The organism is Sphingomonas sp. AP28 (assembly GCF_056680455.1).
The window spans coordinates 2,592,699-2,609,893 of sequence record NZ_CM155283.1; the positions used below are offsets into that span (position 1 = coordinate 2,592,699).

18 protein-coding genes are annotated in these 17,195 nt (G+C 66.7%); 10 read left to right on the forward strand and 8 right to left on the reverse strand.

The annotated features are described in order from the left end of the window. Nucleotides 1-52 precede the first annotated feature (52 nt). Both AC1MH0_RS11925 and hemC read right to left on the reverse strand, forming a co-directional pair. The gene (locus AC1MH0_RS11925; RefSeq protein ID WP_480962952.1) at nt 53-1,711 is read right to left on the reverse strand and encodes a uroporphyrinogen-III synthase; all 1,659 of its coding nucleotides are present in this window, start codon (nt 1,709-1,711) and stop codon (nt 53-55) included. After that, nucleotides 1,708-2,613 carry a hydroxymethylbilane synthase gene (gene hemC, locus AC1MH0_RS11930; protein ID WP_480962953.1) on the reverse strand — a complete coding sequence of 302 codons (906 nt, stop codon included), beginning with the start codon at nt 2,611-2,613 and terminating at the stop codon, nt 1,708-1,710. Before hemC ends, AC1MH0_RS11925 begins: the two co-directional genes overlap by 4 nt. 64 nt (nt 2,614-2,677) lie before the next feature. Here hemC and tsaD point away from each other — a divergent pair, with 64 nt between their 5' ends. The 3 genes from tsaD to AC1MH0_RS11945 are packed head-to-tail and all read left to right on the forward strand — an operon-like array spanning nt 2,678 to nt 5,233. Continuing rightward, on the forward strand, nt 2,678-3,703 hold the full coding sequence (gene tsaD, locus AC1MH0_RS11935) for a tRNA (adenosine(37)-N6)-threonylcarbamoyltransferase complex transferase subunit TsaD (RefSeq protein ID WP_480962954.1): 1,026 nt from the start codon (nt 2,678-2,680) through the stop codon (nt 3,701-3,703). Next, nucleotides 3,700-4,677 (forward strand): NAD(P)H-dependent glycerol-3-phosphate dehydrogenase, encoded by a 978-nt coding sequence (locus AC1MH0_RS11940; RefSeq protein WP_480962955.1) that lies wholly within the window; start codon nt 3,700-3,702, stop codon nt 4,675-4,677. Before tsaD ends, AC1MH0_RS11940 begins: the two co-directional genes overlap by 4 nt. A 58-nt stretch (nt 4,678-4,735) precedes the next feature. Further along, complete coding sequence (locus AC1MH0_RS11945; RefSeq protein WP_056064776.1) at nt 4,736-5,233, forward strand: MmcB family DNA repair protein; 498 nt, start codon at nt 4,736-4,738, stop codon at nt 5,231-5,233. Nucleotides 5,234-5,402: 169 nt separating this feature from the next. Here AC1MH0_RS11945 and AC1MH0_RS11950 read toward each other — a convergent pair whose 3' ends face one another. Beyond that, a complete protein-coding gene (locus AC1MH0_RS11950; RefSeq protein ID WP_480962956.1) occupies nt 5,403-6,011 on the reverse strand; it encodes an ankyrin repeat domain-containing protein in 609 nt (202 codons plus the stop codon). 79 nt (nt 6,012-6,090) lie between these two features. Here AC1MH0_RS11950 and AC1MH0_RS11955 point away from each other — a divergent pair, with 79 nt between their 5' ends. Genes AC1MH0_RS11955 through AC1MH0_RS11965 form a run of 3 tightly spaced genes read left to right on the forward strand, consistent with a single transcriptional unit; the run spans nt 6,091 to nt 7,794 of the window. Beyond that, on the forward strand, nt 6,091-6,684 hold the full coding sequence (locus AC1MH0_RS11955; RefSeq protein ID WP_480962957.1) for an SCO family protein: 594 nt from the start codon (nt 6,091-6,093) through the stop codon (nt 6,682-6,684). Further along, nucleotides 6,681-7,115 carry a YcgN family cysteine cluster protein gene (locus tag AC1MH0_RS11960; RefSeq protein ID WP_133020171.1) on the forward strand — a complete coding sequence of 145 codons (435 nt, stop codon included), beginning with the start codon at nt 6,681-6,683 and terminating at the stop codon, nt 7,113-7,115. The genes AC1MH0_RS11955 and AC1MH0_RS11960 overlap by 4 nt, the downstream gene beginning before the upstream one ends. A 4-nt stretch (nt 7,116-7,119) precedes the next feature. Beyond that, nucleotides 7,120-7,794 carry a M48 family metallopeptidase gene (locus AC1MH0_RS11965; RefSeq protein WP_480962958.1) on the forward strand — a complete coding sequence of 225 codons (675 nt, stop codon included), beginning with the start codon at nt 7,120-7,122 and terminating at the stop codon, nt 7,792-7,794. On the opposite strand, the gene AC1MH0_RS11970 is transcribed toward AC1MH0_RS11965, so the two are convergent. The 5 genes from AC1MH0_RS11970 to AC1MH0_RS11990 are packed head-to-tail and all read right to left on the reverse strand — an operon-like array spanning nt 7,770 to nt 13,252. Next, a complete protein-coding gene (locus tag AC1MH0_RS11970; protein ID WP_480962959.1) occupies nt 7,770-9,944 on the reverse strand; it encodes a transglycosylase domain-containing protein in 2,175 nt (724 codons plus the stop codon). The two genes, AC1MH0_RS11965 and AC1MH0_RS11970, sit on opposite strands and share 25 nt — an antisense overlap. Nucleotides 9,945-9,988: 44 nt before the next feature. Continuing rightward, entirely contained in the window at nt 9,989-10,399 is a 411-nt protein-coding gene (gene msrB / locus AC1MH0_RS11975; protein WP_480965734.1) for a peptide-methionine (R)-S-oxide reductase MsrB, read from the reverse strand. 44 nt (nt 10,400-10,443) lie between these two features. After that, complete coding sequence (locus AC1MH0_RS11980; RefSeq protein WP_480962960.1) at nt 10,444-11,532, reverse strand: NAD(P)/FAD-dependent oxidoreductase; 1,089 nt, start codon at nt 11,530-11,532, stop codon at nt 10,444-10,446. Next, entirely contained in the window at nt 11,511-12,191 is a 681-nt protein-coding gene (locus AC1MH0_RS11985; RefSeq protein ID WP_480962961.1) for a methyltransferase domain-containing protein, read from the reverse strand. The genes AC1MH0_RS11980 and AC1MH0_RS11985 overlap by 22 nt, the downstream gene beginning before the upstream one ends. Next, the gene (locus AC1MH0_RS11990; RefSeq protein ID WP_480962962.1) at nt 12,188-13,252 is read right to left on the reverse strand and encodes a type III polyketide synthase; all 1,065 of its coding nucleotides are present in this window, start codon (nt 13,250-13,252) and stop codon (nt 12,188-12,190) included. The genes AC1MH0_RS11985 and AC1MH0_RS11990 overlap by 4 nt, the downstream gene beginning before the upstream one ends. Nucleotides 13,253-13,716: 464 nt before the next feature. On the opposite strand from AC1MH0_RS11990, the gene AC1MH0_RS11995 reads away from it, so the two are divergent. From AC1MH0_RS11995 to AC1MH0_RS12010, 4 genes are all read left to right on the forward strand, one after another. Beyond that, complete coding sequence (locus tag AC1MH0_RS11995) at nt 13,717-14,178, forward strand: hypothetical protein (RefSeq protein ID WP_480962963.1); 462 nt, start codon at nt 13,717-13,719, stop codon at nt 14,176-14,178. Nucleotides 14,179-14,631: 453 nt separating this feature from the next. Then, a complete protein-coding gene (locus AC1MH0_RS12000; RefSeq protein ID WP_480962964.1) occupies nt 14,632-15,519 on the forward strand; it encodes a hypothetical protein in 888 nt (295 codons plus the stop codon). 11 nt (nt 15,520-15,530) lie between these two features. Continuing rightward, entirely contained in the window at nt 15,531-16,004 is a 474-nt protein-coding gene (locus AC1MH0_RS12005) for a hypothetical protein (RefSeq protein WP_480962965.1), read from the forward strand. 86 nt (nt 16,005-16,090) lie between these two features. Further along, a complete protein-coding gene (locus tag AC1MH0_RS12010) occupies nt 16,091-17,176 on the forward strand; it encodes a hypothetical protein (RefSeq protein ID WP_480962966.1) in 1,086 nt (361 codons plus the stop codon). Nucleotides 17,177-17,195: the final 19 nt, after the last annotated feature.

Sequence of the window (17,195 nt, forward strand, 5' to 3'; positions counted from 1 at the left end):
AATGCAACGCCATCGGCCATAGATCGCTGTTCACCAGCGAGACGAGTTCAGCTCAGATACCCGACGGGTCCGGGGCGGTGTCCGTTTCGGTTGCCGTTTGTGGCGTTGGCATGACGACCGGCGCCGGTTGCGGCTGTCCCGCCTGGCCGATCAGTGCCGTGTTCTCGATCAGGTCGAGCGCTTGGCGGGCAACGACGTAGCGCCGCGCCGCGTCGATCCAGTTGCTGGCTTGGGCGGCGCCCGGGAGGCGGGCGACTTCGGCGCGGGCCGCCTCGACCTGGCCGGCACCGAGCAGTCGGCGCGCGCGTGCGAGGCGGTCGGCGGGCATCGGCGACGGCGTTCCCGCCTTGCGCAACACTATCAGTGAATCGATTTGATGCTGGATCGTATCGAGCCAGTTCTCGCCGGTCGAACTCGTGATGTCCGGCGCAATCGCATCGAGGCCCTGGCGCAAATCCTCGAGCGTCACCGGCTGGCGCGCAGCCTGGATCAGCAGCATCGTCGCGCGCGGCTGGGCCTGACCGAACCGCAGGCGCAATTGCTCCTCCAGGTAACCGAGCCCGACCCCGCGATCGAGTGCACGCCGCGCGGCGAACGCCACCAGAAGCCCCTCTGCCCGCGTCGCCTGCCCACCGGCGGCGGCGGCGTCGGTGGTGATCGCTGCGGTGCGCGCCTCGAGCGCGGTCAGTTGGCCCGCCAGCGTCGCCTCGCGGGTTGCCAGCACGGCGGTGTCGACCGGCGCGGCGGCCTGGGGCTGGCCATCCGGACCGAGCGGTTGCGACGGGATATACCCGGAATTGCTCGCGCCGGCTTTCTGGCCCGCGACGGGTGCGCCAGCGGTGGTCGACGCCGTGGCGCCGAACCAGGGCAGCTTCCTCGCGGCATAGGCCATCAGCGCCAGTCCGGCGATGAACGCAAGCGCGGTCAAGGCGATGATGACGCCCATTCTGGGTCCGCGTGCCCGTGGGCGATCGGTCGGCACGTAGTCGCTCATGGCGTGCTTATCCCCGCCATCCACCGGATGGTCAATCGCGCGTGTGTTCGCACGTGCAGCAGCCAGCGCGACGAGCGCCGGATCGCTCGGTTGCGGGGCGATCGAGACGGTCGCCCAGCCGGTTCCGGCCGCTTCGGCGACGGCGGCGCTGATGGCGGCGATCTCGATGCCGGACCGGTCGATGCCCGCCGTATCGAGCATAGCCTTCAACCGGATCGCGGTGCGTTCGGAGTGCAGCAGCACGACGGTATCGGCGAACGACTGCGCAACCGTAGCGTCGATCGGCACATCATCGCTCGCGTAGACCGTAATGGCCTCGATCCCGTCGCCGGTAGGAGCACGATCGCGCCCGGCCAAATGCAGCAGTTGCGCAAAACCGCGATCGCGCGCTTCGGAGACGGCATCGCGGGCATCGCCCGACCCGGTCACCGCGACCGCAAAACCCGCGTCGTTCGCTGCCGCCGCCGTCGCAGTACCGACGGCGACCACCGGCAGGCGCTTCAATGCGTCCAGTCCTACGCCACCATGCCGCACCGCGTTCGCACTGGTCAGCAACAACCCGTCGAACCCCGCCGGATCGGGCACGCTCCAGTCGACCGGCGTTACGGCGAACAGCGGAACCTGCCGTACGTCGAGCCCGAGCGTCCGCAGCGCCGCCGCAGTCCGCGCATTGCCGGGCTCCGGCCGCACGACGACGACCGCGTGAGGCGACGTCATGCCGCGAACAACCGGCGGACGCTCGCCGGCGCGCGCGTAAGCAAGTCGACCGCCAGCATCGTACCAAGGTCTTCGCCCGCACTGCCCTCGATCGATCCGGCGACGTCGCACGTCCCGTCCTCGGCGATCAGCTCGGCGCGCAACGTCAGCGTCTCCCCCGCCAGCGACGCGAGCGCCGCGACCGGCGAGTGGCAGTCCGCCCCGAGCCTGGCCAGCAACGCGCGCTCGGTCAGCACGCACAGGCTGGTGTCGGCATGGTCGATCGCGGCGACGATCGCGTGCGCGGCACTGCCGTCGAGGACCTCGATCCCGACCGCGCCCTGCGCCGGTGCGGGCAGCATGATGTCGGTCGGGATCGCATGGCCGTCGTCGCGCCCGAGGCGATCGAGCCCGGCCGCGGCGAGCAGCGTGGCGTCCATCTCGCCGCTCGCCACCCGGCCGAGCCGCGTATCGACGTTGCCGCGGATCAGCACGATCTCCAGGTCGGGCCGCAGCCGCAGCATCTGCGCGCGGCGTCGCGGCGAACTCGTGCCGACGACGGCGCCCGGCCGCAGGTCGGCAAAGGTCTCCGCACCGATCAGCCGATCGCGCACGTCGGCCCGCGGCAGCATCGCGGCGATCCTCAGCGTGTGCGGCCGGATCGTCTCGACGTCCTTCATCGAATGCACCGCGCAGTCGATGTCGCCGTCGTGGAGCGCGCGGTCGAGTTCCCTGGTCCACAGTGCCTTGCCGCCGATCTCGGCGAGCGCGCGATCCTGCACGCGGTCGCCCGTCGTTCGGATCACGACCGTCTCGACCTTGTCAGGCGACCAGCCATGCGCCGCACACAACGCATCGCGGACCAGGCCTGCCTGGGTGAGCGCCAGCGGCGAACCGCGCGTACCGAGCCGAAAAACTGTCATGCTGGGTGCCATGCAGAAAGGGGCCCCCTTCGACAAGCTTCACGCAGGCCTATACAGACACGCGATGATCATCCTCGGCATCGAATCCTCCTGTGACGAAACCGCCGCCGCGCTCGTCACCGGCGACCGTCAGGTCCTCGCGCACCGGCTGCTCGGCCAGGAAGCCGCGCACGCCCCGTTCGGCGGCGTCGTCCCCGAAATTGCCGCACGCGCGCATGTCGAGGCGCTCGAGCCACTGATCGTCGCGGCGCTGGCCGACGCGAAGCTGACGCTGGCGGATGTCGACGCGATCGCCGCGACCGCGGGGCCGGGGCTGATCGGCGGGGTGATGGTCGGGCTCGTCACCGGCAAGGCGCTTGCGCACGCCGCGGGCAAGCCGTTGATCGCAGTCAATCATCTCGAGGGTCACGCGCTCTCGCCGCGGCTGTCGGATCCGGACCTCGAATTTCCCTATCTGCTGCTGCTCGTGTCGGGCGGGCATTGCCAGTTGCTGCTGGTCGAGGGCGTCGGTGCGTATCGGCGCCTTGCCACGACGATCGACGATGCGGCGGGCGAGGCGTTCGACAAGACCGCCAAGTTGCTCGGCCTTGGCTTCCCCGGTGGCCCTGCCGTCGAACGGACCGCAGCGTTGGGGGATCCCAAGGCCGTCCCATTGCCGCGCCCGCTCAAAGGCTCGGCCGAGCCGCATTTCTCGTTCGCAGGCCTGAAGAGCGCGGTCGCGCGTGTCGTCGGCCAATATTCGCCCGAGGATATCGCTGCCTCGTTCCAGGCGGCGGTGGTGGACTGCCTGATCGACCGCACGACCAAGGCTTTGCGGACCTCGCATGGCGCCACTGCGCTCGTCGTCGCGGGCGGAGTCGCGGCCAACACGGCGGTCCGTACCGCGTTGCAGGGGCTCGCCACCGCGCACGGGCTCCGCTTCGTCGCGCCGCCCTTGTGGCTGTGCACCGACAACGCCGCGATGATTGGATGGGCAGGCGCCGAGCGGTTTGCCGCGGGCCTTACCGATCCGCTCGATGTCGCCGCGCGTCCGCGCTGGCCGCTCGATCCGAATGCCGAAGCGGTGCGTGGTGCAGGGGTGAAGGCATGAAGATCGGCGTCATCGGTGGCGGCGCGTGGGGCACGGCACTTGCGCAGGTTGCAGCATATGGCGGTCGCGAGGTGATCCTGTGGGCACGCGAGGGCGCGGTGGTCGAGTCGATCAACACCGCCCATGAGAACACGCTGTTCCTCGGCGGCGTCGCGCTGTCGCCGACGATCCGCGCGACCGACGACCTTGCCGCGCTGGCGGAGATGGATGTGATCCTCGTCGTCGCACCCGCCCAGCACGTCGGCAGCGTGCTCGCCGCCGCCCCGATCGGCCGCATTCCGCTCGTGCTCTGCGCGAAGGGGATCGAGGCGGGGAGCAAGCGGCTCGTCGGCGAGGTCGCGCGCGCGGTACATCCCGATGCGCCGATCGCGGTGCTCTCGGGGCCGACCTTCGCGCATGAGGTTGCCGCCGGTTTGCCGACCGCGGTGACGCTCGCGTGCGAGGATGCGGCGCTCGGCGAACGGCTCGCGACCCGTCTCGCGGCGCGGCATTTCCGGACGTACGCCTCGACCGACGTCGCGGGCGCGGAGATCGGTGGCGCGGTGAAGAACGTCCTTGCGATCGGTTGCGGCGTGGTCGAGGGGGCAGGTCTCGGCCAGAACGCGCGGGCGGCGTTGATCGCGCGCGGGTTCGCCGAGATGACGCGGTTCGGCTTGGCCCGCGGTGCGCGCGCGGAAACGCTGGCGGGGCTTTCGGGGTTGGGCGATCTCGTGCTCACCTGTTCCTCGACGAGTTCGCGTAATTTCTCGCTGGGGGTCGGCCTGGGGCGCGGCGAGTCGGCGGCGACGCTGCTGGCGGACCGCCGGACCGTCGCGGAAGGCGCCTTTACCGCCCCCGTCCTCCGCGAAGCGGCGCGCGACGCGCGTGTCGACATGCCGATCACCGAAGCGGTCTGCCGCCTCTTGGAGGGGGCGCCGGTAAGCGACGTCATCGGCGACCTGCTCGCCCGGCCGCTGAAGGGCGAGGCGGGCTGACCGCCAAGCGATCCGCGAATGGGCTTGCCTCGTTCGCGGATTGTTCTATTTCCGGCGCATGCTCGACATGCCGCCGGACTCCTGCATCGACGAACCTGGATCACCCTTATGTGCGGCCGACGTGGCGCGCGGCGTGATCCGGATGTTGCTCCGCCACGATCTCACCGCGATGACCGAAGTTCCGCTAGACGGCGGCCGCCGTGCCGACCTGATGGCGGTGGATGCGCGCGGCCAGATCGTGATCGTCGAGATCAAGGTGTCGCGCGCCGATCTGCTAGGCGACGGGAAGTGGCCGGATTATCTCGGGCATTGCGACCGGTATTTCTGGGCGGTTCCGGCCGGGTTCGACGTCGGGCCCCTGAACGGGCCCGCGTTCCTGCCGGAGCGTACCGGGATCATCGTCGCGGACCGCTACGACGCGGCGATCGTGCGGGAGGCGCATACCGTGCCTCTGCCGGCGCATGTGCGGAAGCGGTGTACGCTCGCGTTCGCCCGTCGCGCGGCACGGCGGCTGATCGCGCAGATGGACCCGGATGCGGACGGGTTGGCGTTTTAGAGGAACGTCGTGAACTTTCCCCCTCCCTGGAAGGGAGGGGTCGGGGGCGGGTCGGTTTCCGTATCATGCAACCGTCGCGTCATAAGCTGGCCGACCCACCCCCAGCCCCTCCCTTCCAGGGAGGGGGGCGCGTAGCGGTTTGGGCCATGTGGGCGGCCATGATAGCTGCCTAGAACTTCGGGCCCGACACGGCCTTGCGCACCTTCTTCGGCGCGTCTTCCAGCAGCTTGCTCACGATCGGGTTGCGTCCATCCTGCTTGGCATAGGCGCGCGCGGACATGCCCGCCATGATGTCCGCCTGGTCGGGATCGGCGTTCTCGGCCAGCAGCACCCGGATCATCCCCACGTCGCGACGCTGCACCGCGCGGATCAGCGGCGTCTCGCCCGCCGAATTGGCGAGGTTCGGGTTCGCCCCGGCCGCGGTCAGGATCGGGATCATGTTCGTCTGGCCAAGCGTCACCGCGAGCAGTAGCGGCGTGTTGCCCTTGCCGTCGCGCAAATTCGCATCAGCACCCTTCTGCAGCAGGAAGCGCAGATACACTTCGTCGCTACGCTTGATGACGATATGGAGCGCGCCTTCGCCGCTGGTCACGTCGCGCGTGTTGATGATGTTGCTGCCCGGGCGCCCTAGCATCTCCAGCACCTCGTTGTTCTTCGCATCGCGCACCGCGGACAGGAATTTGTACCCCTCCGACTGGCCTTGCGCGAACGCGGGCGCCGCGACGCAGGCGAGCGCAGGCGGCAGGAGGGTAGCGGCGAGCATCAGGCGGATACGCATCGAGAGACTTCCTTGGTTCGTCCTGGATATAGGGTGACGCTTGCGCCGCAGTAGCGAACAGATCAAGGCTGGCGGCACCATGAACCTCCGTTTCCTTCTTTGCGCGCTCGCGCTGCCCGGCTTGGCACTGTCGGCGTGCAACTCGTCCCAGCCCCCCGCCAAACCGCCGCTCGAAGGCGCGCGGATCGGCGGCGCCTTCACGCTGACGGACCAGAACGGGCGGACCGTCACCGAACAGGCGTTCGCGGGCAAATACCGCATCATGTATTTCGGCTACACCTTCTGTCCCGATGTGTGTCCGACGGATGTCCAGGCGATCGGCGCCGCGGTGAAAAAGCTCGAAACGAGCGATCCTGCACTTGCCGCGAAGATCGTACCGATGTTCGTGACCGTCGACCCGGCGCGCGATACGTCCGCGGTGCTCAAGCAGTTCGTCTCTGCGTTTCACCCGCGCATGGTCGGCCTCACCGGCACCGACGCGCAGATCGCCAAGATCAAGACCGAATACGCCGTCTATTCGAGCAAGGGCGACGCATCGCCGGGCGGCGGCTACCTCGTAAACCACTCGCGCCAGGCCTATCTGATGAGCCCGGACGGCAAGCCCCTCGCTTTGCTGCCGCAGGAACAAGGGCCCGACGCAGTGGTGACGGAAATCAAGCGCTGGGCCCGGTGAGCGCGCGCTTCTGGGAAGATACGCCGATCGACCAGCTCGACCGCGGCCAATGGGAAGCCTTGTGCGACGGCTGCGGCAAATGCTGCATCCACAAGCTCGAGGACGAGGATACGGGCGAGCTCGTCGCAACCAACGTCTCGTGCCGCCTGCTCGACCGGCGTAGCGGGCAATGCTCGGATTACCGCCACCGCCATGCCTATGTCCCCGAATGCGTGCGGCTGACGACCGGCAACGTCCGCGGAATCGACTGGCTGCCGTCGACCTGCGCGTACCGCCTGCGCGCGGCCGGCGAGCAATTGCCCGAATGGCATTACCTCGTCTGCGGCGATCGCGAGGCCGTCCACCGCGCCAAGCAATCGGTGCGCGGCTGGACGATCAGCGAGGACGAGGCGGGTGAGCTCGAATATCACGTGATCGACCGCGAGCTCTAAGCCGGTGATCGAAGGCCTGGAGATCGTCCGTCATCCCCGCGCACGGCGCGCGCGACTGTCGATCGATCCCGCGAGCGGCCGGGCAAGGCTCGTCCTCCCCAAACGCGCGGCGCTGAAACAGGCACTGGCCTGGGCGGAGGACAAGGCGGGCTGGATCGCCGAACAGCGCGCGTTGCTCCCGTCGCCCCGCCCCTTCTTGCCAGGCGCGGTTCTCACCGTCGCCGACGAACCGTTGACGATCGAATGGACCCCGGGGAGCCGGCGCACCGTAGTTCGGGAAGGCTCCGTCCTGTCGCTGTCGGGGCCGCCCGAAACGATCGCGCGTCGCGTCGAGGCGTGGCTGAAACGTACCGCGCTCGCCGTGCTGGAGACCGAAACCGCCGAATACGCGGCCAAGGCCAAGGTCAGCGTCGCGCAGGTCGCGGTCGGCGATGCCAAGGGCCGCTGGGGCAGCTGCGCATCAAGCGGCGTCATCCGCTACAGCTGGCGGCTGATCCTCGCGCCAAGCTGGGTCCGCCGCGCCACCGTCGCGCACGAAGTCGCGCACCGTGTCCACATGAACCACGCGCCGGTCTTCCACGCGCTGGTCGAGCAACTCTACGGCGAAGACCCGACGCCCGCGCGCGTCTGGCTACGCACGCACGGCGCGGGCCTTCACTGGTTCGGGCGCTCTTCCTGATCGCTCTGATAGCGTTGCGTCTGGACCTGATCGCGCGGTACGTCGCGCTGGAGAGGCTGGCGCCCCGCCGGTGACGGCTCGCGCCGATCACGCCCGGTGACGCGGTCGATCCAGTCCTGATTCATCTGCTGCGGCGGCGGCCCGGGTGCCGCTTCGGGCTGTTCCACATCCGGCCGCGGGATGGTGTCGCCGGTCTGCGCATCGGTCGGGACGGGCGGTTCGCCCTGTTCGACGGGATTTCCGTTCTCGTCGACCATCATCTGGCCATTGTCGGGCTGCCCGAAATAGCTCTCCTCGTCAGGCTCCAGCTGCCATTCGGGCAACGTCACCTTCGTATCGAACTGCTCGATCGGACGGTTGGCGGTCGCTGGCTTCATGAACGCCGCCCACGCCTTTGCCGGCGCGGTGCCGCCGTGCAGGCCGGCGATCGGCTTGGCATCGTCGCGACCCATCCACACGCCTGTGGTGATTCCGCTGGAGAAGCCCAGGAACCAGCCGTCCTTCGATGCGGTGGTGGTGCCGGTCTTGCCCGCGACCGGCCGACCGATCTGCGCCGCGCGCCCGGTGCCGGTGTTGACCGCGGTCTGCAACAGGTCGGTCATCTCGGCAGCGACATAGGGTGCGACTAGCACGTGGCTGCGGTCGACTTCGTGCGTGTAGATCGTCTGGCCGTTCGCCGTGACTCGCGTGATCCCGTACGGAGTCACCGCAACGCCCTTGCTGGCGACCGACGCAAACGCGCGCGTCATGTCGATCACGCGAACCTCCGACGTGCCCAGCACCATCGACGGATGCACGTTGACCGGCGTCGTGATGCCGAACCGTCGCGCCATGTCGGCGACCGTGTTGAAGCCGACCTCCTGGCCGAGCTTGGCCGCCACGGTGTTCAGCGAATAGGCGAACGCGGTCCGCAACGACACCGCGCCGGAGTTGCGACGGGAATCGTTGCGTGGGCTCCAGCCGTTGATCGTGACGGGTTCGTCGACGATCGAGTCCTCAGGCTTGTGGCCAGCCTCGAGCGCGGCGAGGTACACGAACAGCTTGAACGACGAGCCCGGCTGACGGACCGCCTGAGTCGCGCGGTTGTAGATCGACGAGACGTAATCCTTGCCCCCGACCATCGCACGCACTTCGCCACCACGATCGAGCGCGACCAGTGCGCCCTGTGCTCCGGGTGGGGCATTGGCGCGGATCGCGTCGTCCGCCTGGCGCTGCATCGTCAGGTCGAGCGTCGTCCACACCTCGAGCGGCTCGGTCGTCTCGTCGATCAGCGTATCGAGCTGCGGCAAGGCCCAGTCGGTGAAATAACGCACACTGTTCTGCTTGGGCTCGGGCGCGAGTTTCAGCCCGGAAACGTCTGCATCGGCAGCCTCGGACGACGTGATCGCGCCGGTTTCCTGCATCGTCTCCAGCACGACACCCGCGCGGCCCATCGCGGCTTCCGCGTCGGCGGTCGGCGAATAGTTGGACGGTGCCTTGACCAGGCCGGCGATGACCGCGGCTTCGGCAAGGCTCAGGTGATCCGCGCCATGACCGAAGAACTTCCGGCTCGCCGCGTCGATCCCGTAGGCGCCGCCGCCATAATAGACCTTGTTCAGATAGAGTTCGAGGATCTGGTCCTTGGTGAATTTCCATTCGAGCGCGAAGGCCAGGATGCCCTCGCGGAATTTACGCCCGAACTTCTTCTGGTTGTTGAGAAAGACGGTCCGCGCGAGCTGCTGCGTGATCGTCGAGCCGCCTTGCGTCCAGTGGCCACGATCGAACCGCACCTTCACGGATCGCGCGATGCCGACCGGATCGACGCCGATATGCGAGCGGAAGCGGCGATCCTCGACCGAGACGGTCGCGTCGCGCATCACCTTGGGAATCTGTCCGTAGGGCAGCCATTCGCCGAAGCTCGGCCCCATCGACACGATCACCGTGCCGTCGGCGGCATGGACGCGGATCATCTGGCCGTTGGGCGACGACTTCAGGCTGTCGAAACTGGGAAGCTGCGACATCGCGATATACACCGCGATCGCCAGCGCACCGAGCGCAAGTACGCCGATCCCGACCATGACCTGGATAAAGACGACCAGCCGCCGCCGCCAGCGTGACGCCGGTGGAGTTGGGGACCGACGGGACGGGGGAGCAGAACGCGTACGAGCCATGTGGCCGCAGAATTACGCGCGATGGTCCCGCCCTACAAGCGGCATCAGGCCGCGACGTTCGCTTTGCGCGCCCGGAATTCGAGCGAGAGCGAGTTCATGCAATAACGCTTCCCGGTCGGCGGCGGACCGTCCGGGAAGACGTGCCCCATATGGCTGTCGCAGCGCGCGCACCGCGTCTCGATCCGGGTCATGCCGTGGCTGCGATCCGCGTGATCGGTGACCGCGTCGGGGCCGATCGGCTGGGTGAAACTCGGCCAGCCCGAGCCGGAATCATATTTGTCCGCGCTGTCGAACAGTTCGTTGCTGCACGCCGCACACCGGTAGATGCCGTCGGCCTTGTTGTCGGTCAGCACGCCCGCGAACGCACGTTCGGTGCCGGCCTCGCGCAGCACATGATATTGCTCGGGAGTCAGCCGCTTGCGCCATTCGGCCTCGGAAAGATTGAGCTGGTCCATGGACATGCCTCTCGTGCTGGCGGGTCGTACTGGCGGGACGGTTTTCAAGACTGCCCCATTCTGGTTGCGCTGGCGATGACCTGGATCAGTGCGGGGCGCAGGAAAGGAAGCAGCCACGCGGCGCGCTGGCTTTCGGCGATGTGGCGGACGATGCTGGCGATGCCGATAGGGCGAGCCAGGCGGCTAGCGAAATCCTCCTGCCATGACGCTGCGGCAGCGGGGCCGCCCTTTTCGTAGGCGTGTGCGGCCGCGACTCCGCTGGCGAGCGCGATGCCCATGCCTTCGCCGGCGAGCGAGGGGATCACGCCGGCCTGATCGCCGAGTCGGAACAGCGCGTCGGCGCCGGTGCGTTGACGCCAGCCATAGGGGACGTTGGCGATGGCATCGATCGAGGCACTCGGATCGATCAGCGCGACCCATTCGCCGAGCGCGGGCATGTCTCGACCAAGCGCTTCCAGCAGTTGCGCAGGAGAGCCAGCCGCCTGAAGCCTTGACCGGTGAACCGCCATGCACAGGTTCGCGGTGCCGTCCTCCTGCATCGCCAAGCCGGCATAGCCGCGATCGAACAGGTGAAGCTCGATGCCGCCCGCGAGCGCTTTGCTCAGCGCAGGCGAGGGGGCGATCCTTACGCGGATACCCAAGGTCGGGTCGGCACCGCGCGCGTCTTCGGGGCGCGTCATGCCGCGAACGTCGTGCTTGCCGCTCGCGAGGAACAGCGCGTCGGCAGCGATCGTCGCACCGTCGGCGAGCCTCGCGCTCGTCCCGTCGATCTCGCGCACGGTGACGCCGCGCTCGACTGGCGTGCCCAGCCGTTCGGCTTCGGCCAGCATAACCGTATCAAGCCGGTAGCGCGTAACCGACACCGCCGGATGGGGCAGGGCGGCCTCCGCGCGACGATCGCCTGCGAAGATGCGCGCCCGGGTCACACGGTCCGGATTGAGCGTATCCGGATCGATCCCCAGCCCCGCGAGCGTCTCCAGCGTCCGCCAACTCAGGAACCCGCCGCAGATCGCATCACCGGTCGCGCGCGATCGCTCGACGAGCAGATGCGGCAGGCCAGCGCGCGCCAGTCCAATCGCGGTCGCGGCACCGGCGAGTCCGCCGCCGACGATCAGCGCAGGCGTTCGACGCATAACCGGAACGGAAAGACGCGGCGGACCTTCGCCTCGGTGATGCCGGCCTCGGCCAGCAGCGGCGGCCATTCGTCGGGGCGATAGCTGCGCGCGATCGACAGCGTGCCGTCATGCCGCACGATAGGATGCCAGCGCGCGATCGTCGCGAGAACCGGGAAGCCCCAATGCGCGAAGCCGTGCCGGTGGAGGTCGTTGACGAACCACCCCGCGCTCGCATGTCCCTCCATGAACCGCAGGAACGCGATCAGCTGGTCGTGGCTCATGTGATGCGCGACGAGGCTACTGACAATCACGTCCCACGGCTCATGCGCGAGATCGGCATAGTCGCCCGTGACGTAGCGGATGTCGCCGCCATGCGCCCGCGCCGCCTGTTCGCTGCGCGGGTTGAGGTCGACCCCGACCAGTTCCGCCTCGATACCCTTTGCCTCCGCCCAATTTGCGATCCGGCGCAGCATGTCGCCGTCGCCGAACCCCACGTCGAGCAGCCGGAAGCTTTTCCGCCCCTTGGTCGCCCGCGCGAGAAAGTCGAGCGTTGGGCGGCGCGCCATCGTCACCGTGTTGACCGTCGCGAGATCGCCGACGACGTCCGCATACGTTGCCGCGTCGAGATCGTCGGCGTCCATCAGCTCTTCGGTCTGGCTGCGGACCGCGAGGCTCATGCCGCGCTCCGGAACCCGAAGCCCTCCGCCGCGAGGCCAGGACCGAACGCAAGTGCCACGCCGTGCGCGACCGGCGGCCCGGCCAGCAATCGCTCGAACACGAACATCAACGTCGCCGACGACATGTTGCCATTGTCCGCCAGCACCTGCCGCGACGCTGCCAGCGCGTCCGGGCTCAGGTGCATGGCATGTTCGACCGCATCGAGGATCGACCGCCCACCGGCATGGACCGCCCAGCCATCGATTGATTCGGGCGGCCGGCCCGCACTCACGATCGCGCGAAACTCCTCGTCGGACAGCGCGGCGGCGATCCGCCCCGGCACTTCGCCCGACAAATGCATCGCAAAGCCCGCATCGGTGACGTCCCAGCGGATCAGCTGCTCGCTATCGGGTAAGGACGCGGCGAACGGCGCTTCGAGCACGAACCCGGTCGCATCCGCCGTCACCAGCGCCGCCGCAGCCCCGTCGCCAAACTGCAGCATCGCCAACAGTGCCTCGATATCGTTGGCAGGCTGCAGATGCAGCGTGGAAAGCTCGACCGTCACGACCAGCACGCGCGCGCCAGGCTCGGACCGCACGATATGCCGCGCACTCCGCAACGCGACGATCGCGGCGTAACACCCCATGAAACCGATCAGCAGCCGCTCGACGCTCGACGAAAGGCCAAGCCGGCGCGCGATGATCTGGTCGATCCCCGGCGCGACGAACCCTGTACAACTGGCCACGACCAGATGCGTGATGCCCTCGACTGCGACCTTCTGGCGCAACGCCTCGATTGCGCGGATCGCGAGGTCGGGCGCATGCTCTGCATACAGGACCATTCGCGCGCTCGTCCCTGGATGGGGTTCCGTCGCGTAGAAGCCGGCATCGTCGACCGGCGAGCCACCCCCCGCGGTCGGCGGCAATACCGACCAACGATGGCCGATGCCTGATCGCGACGCCATTCGGTCGAAGACGCGCTCGGCACGGGCATCGACGCGCGAGCGCGCCCAGGCGATGAACGCCGCGTGGATATCGTGACCGGGGACGGCGGACCCTACGGCATTGAGATAAGCGGACACGATATCCTTTCCTGCGACCGACGCCTAACGCATGGCACGTTAAATCGGACTATGGGACGCGCGTGATATCTGTTCGTCGCAAATCGGCGTTTCGCGTTGGTACGGTATGATGGTTGAAAGCATCCGCAACGTGCACTGATCCGTTGCTGAAATCGTCATTCATCACGCTATATATCCACCTCAGAACGGGCATGTAATCGGCTAAAAAGATCCATAACGATTTGATTAATATATAATAAGTTTGAACTTGATACGTAAATATTGTTGAATTTGTTCGCTGATATTTTCGCAGTTAACAAATCGGCAGGACGGCGTTGGAATTCTGGCGTCTAGTCTCGAAATCGGGGCGTCTCAGCCCGCTTCTGAGATGGTCGAAGGTTGCGGGCCCAGCAACGACACGTTGCGGGCGCGAGCGTTCTGATCGCGGACTGAAGGTAACGGGTCGATGGCAACGGGGGGCCTAGGTGAAAAACGAAACCGTCGTGGAATTGATCAAGGATCTGACTGCAAAACTGTCGGCGGTTGCCGAGGAGTTCAACGGAAGGGTCGCTAAGGCTGCCGAACCGGTGCCCGCAGGCAATGAACCGACCGATGCTACGCTCGTCGAGCATGCGAATACGGTGCTCGAGCAACGGCGGTTGCGACGCCAGTTCCTGCCCGGCGAACTGTTCCACGAACCGGCTTGGGACATGCTCCTCGCGCTGTTCGCATCGCGCGACGATCGTATGCCAATGAACATCAAGGCGCTGGTCAGCATGTCCGACGCGCCCGTGACCACGTCGCAGCGCTGGATCGAGCATCTCCACAAGCTGAAACTCATCGATCGCGTCACCGACCCCACCGACCGGCGGCGCGTCGAGATATCGCTGAGCCATGCCGGGGACCAGCAGATGAAAGCCTATCTGCGCGCACTTCTTCGCGGCTAACCCAAGTAACGGACCTGCCACGACCGGCCACGGCACGTGTTACAGAAAGGCGGGTCGTGGCCGGTCTTATCGTGCAGGCAAAGAGAATGTCGGAAGAACCGCACAGAATAGAAGTGTCCAAATATATAACGGTAATGACAGATGATACCGGTTCGGCGGGCGTTACCTTGCAGAACTAACTCGGAACGGATCTTGTTGCATTAACTATCATAGTTTCGCTTCCCGATCCCATTTTGATTTTGTAGTATTTGATTAAGTGGCTTCGAACAATTTGTCATCAATCGAAGGATTGGGGCAAAGTTGATTCGTCTGATGTCACGGCATGGGGAAAATAGGGGAAGATCGCGACGCGCCGCAGCGGTACCGTGCTTGCTAGCGTGCATCCTGTCTGCAGGCTTGTCCACCGGCTTGGCCCAGCCACTTCTGGCGCAAACGCCCGCAGTTGGTACGTCGATGGGAACGCCAGCAGGTACGTCGATCGTCAATACCGCGGGGCTGCGGTACGACGCGGACGGTACGGCGCAATTGACGAGTTCGAACACCGTCACGATCATCGTCGCCGAACGGCTCGACGTCGCGCTGGTGCGCGATGGGCAGGGTGCGATCGTCGTCACCGCGCAGCCGGTCGCCATCCCCTTCACGCTGACCAACCTCGACAACGGGGCCGAATCATTCGTGGTCGCAGCATCGGTGTCGCCCGGCGCCGCCACGATGCGCATGCTGGTGATCGATGCCGACGGCGACGGCCGCTACGATCCATCCAGGGACGTCGCGCCGGTCGACGGCAAGACGCAGCTCCTGGCGCCCGGTCAGTCGGTTAAACTGCTCGCGGTCCTTGTCGCGACGCCGGACGGCGGCACTGCGAACGCCGTCCTGACCGTCAACGCGCGCTCGACGACGGGATCCGGCACGAACGGCAGCCTATACCCGAATGCAGGTGATGGCGGCGGCGATGCGGTCGTCGGACCGACCGGCGCACTCGCCAGTGTCTCGGTCCCGCTCGGCACTGCGCTTGCGGGCCCGGTATTGTTAAAGAGCCAGTCGGTACGCGCCGCCGATGGATCGCAGAACGCGGTACGCGACGCGGTCATCACCTACACGCTCGAGGCGCGCTTCACCGATGCCGTCACCGGCGCGCGGATCGCCGACCCGATCCCCGCGGGCACTCTCTTCGTCCCGGGCAGCCTGACGCTCGACGGCGCACCGCTCAGCGATGGCGCCGACGCCGACGCCGGCCGCTTTGACCCGAACGCCGCCCAAGGCGCCGGCGTCACCGTCGCACTCGGCCGGGTCGCCGCCGGATCCAGCCACACCGTCCAATTCAAAGCCAAGATTCAATGAGGAGCATAGCCATGATTACGCGTCCTATGGTTGCCGCCGTTCTGGTCGCTACGGCCGCCGCAGCCTCCGCCGCGGCCGGCCCGTTGCAGGTCACCAGCAGCGTCATGGTCGAGGCGCGCAGTGCCGCGCCCGACGGCACCACGCGAGTCACGCTGGTCAAGCCGTCGCGGGTGACGCCGGGCGACAAGGTCATCTTCATTCTGGCCTATCACAACACCGGTACGCAGCCGCTGGCGAACGTGGTGCTCGACAACCCGTTGCCGCGCCAGATCGCCTATCGATCGGCAAATCCCGGTTCGCCCGCGCCCGACGTCTCGGTCGACGGCAAGACTTTCGGTTCGCTCGCCACCCTCCGCGTCCGCAGCCCCGACGGCAGCACGCGTGCGGCGAGCCCCAACGATGTCACCAGCGTCCGGTGGCGCCTCGCGAGCCCGTTAGCGGCCGGTTCGCAGGGCCAGTTCGCGTTCCAGGCCGTCCTGAAATGATCCGGCCAATCTCTCTCCACACCTGACCACATACTCAATACAAGGAAGATCACGACATGCACGCAAGAGGGGTAATACGCACGTTGATGGCCGGAACGGCCGCTATCGTGTCGTTCGGAACTGCATCGGCGCAGACCGCGCCAGGACCCGCCGGCACTGCTGCCGGCACGACTATCAGCAATACCGCGCAGGCGAGCTACACAGTCAACGGCGTCCAGCAGACGGCCAGCTCGACCGCCGCGACGTTCGTGGTCGATTTGAAGGCTAACCTGACCGTCGCACCGCTTGGCGGCAACACTCCGGTCACAATCGGTGAAAGCGGCGCGGTGCTGAAATTCACCGTGACGAATAACACTAACGGCACGCAGGACTTCCTGCTCTCGCACGTCCAGAGTTTCCTGGGTGGCGTCTTTGCCGGTGACAATTTCAACGTCAGCAATGTCCGGATCATCGTCGATTCGGATGGCGACAACAAATACACCGCCGCGGATACCGCGACGTACATCAACGAACTCGGCGCGGACCAGACCAAGACGGTCTTCATCGTCGCGGACGTTCCTGCCGACCAGGCAGCAGCTCTCGCCAGCGTCACGCTGATTGCGCAGATCGCGCAAGGTGGCGACGCGACCAAGGCAGGTGATCCGCTGGTCTCGAACGTGCTCACCGCGAATCGCGACGGCGTGGTCGATGTAGTCTTTGCCGACAATGATTCCGGGTTCGGCGACGCAGCGTTTAACGGTTACGGTCGTTCGACGCTTGGGTACGAAATCACGACGCGCAACGTGGACCTGACGATCGCAAAAACCTCGACCATCGTCTCCGATCCGATCAACGGCATCCTGCTGCCGAAGGCGATTCCCGGCGCGTTCGTGCGCTATTGCCTTATCGTGCGCAACGCAACGGTCGCAACCCCGGCGCGCAACGTCAACGTAACCGATTTCATCCCCGCCAACACGGTCTACGATCCGGGTTCGATCTCGGTTGGCGGTATCGCCCTGGGTGGCGAATGCGTGACGGACGGTGTGACGCTGACCGACGCCGGTGCAACAGTGCTGCCGGTAAGCGGCATTACCGGCTCGTTCGATGACGCTATCAAGCAGGTGAAGGTGACGATCCCAACGCTGACCTCGCTGCTGCCGGTTGCCGTCAGCTTCCGCGTGAAGATCAAGTAAACCCATTCCTCGAACAAGG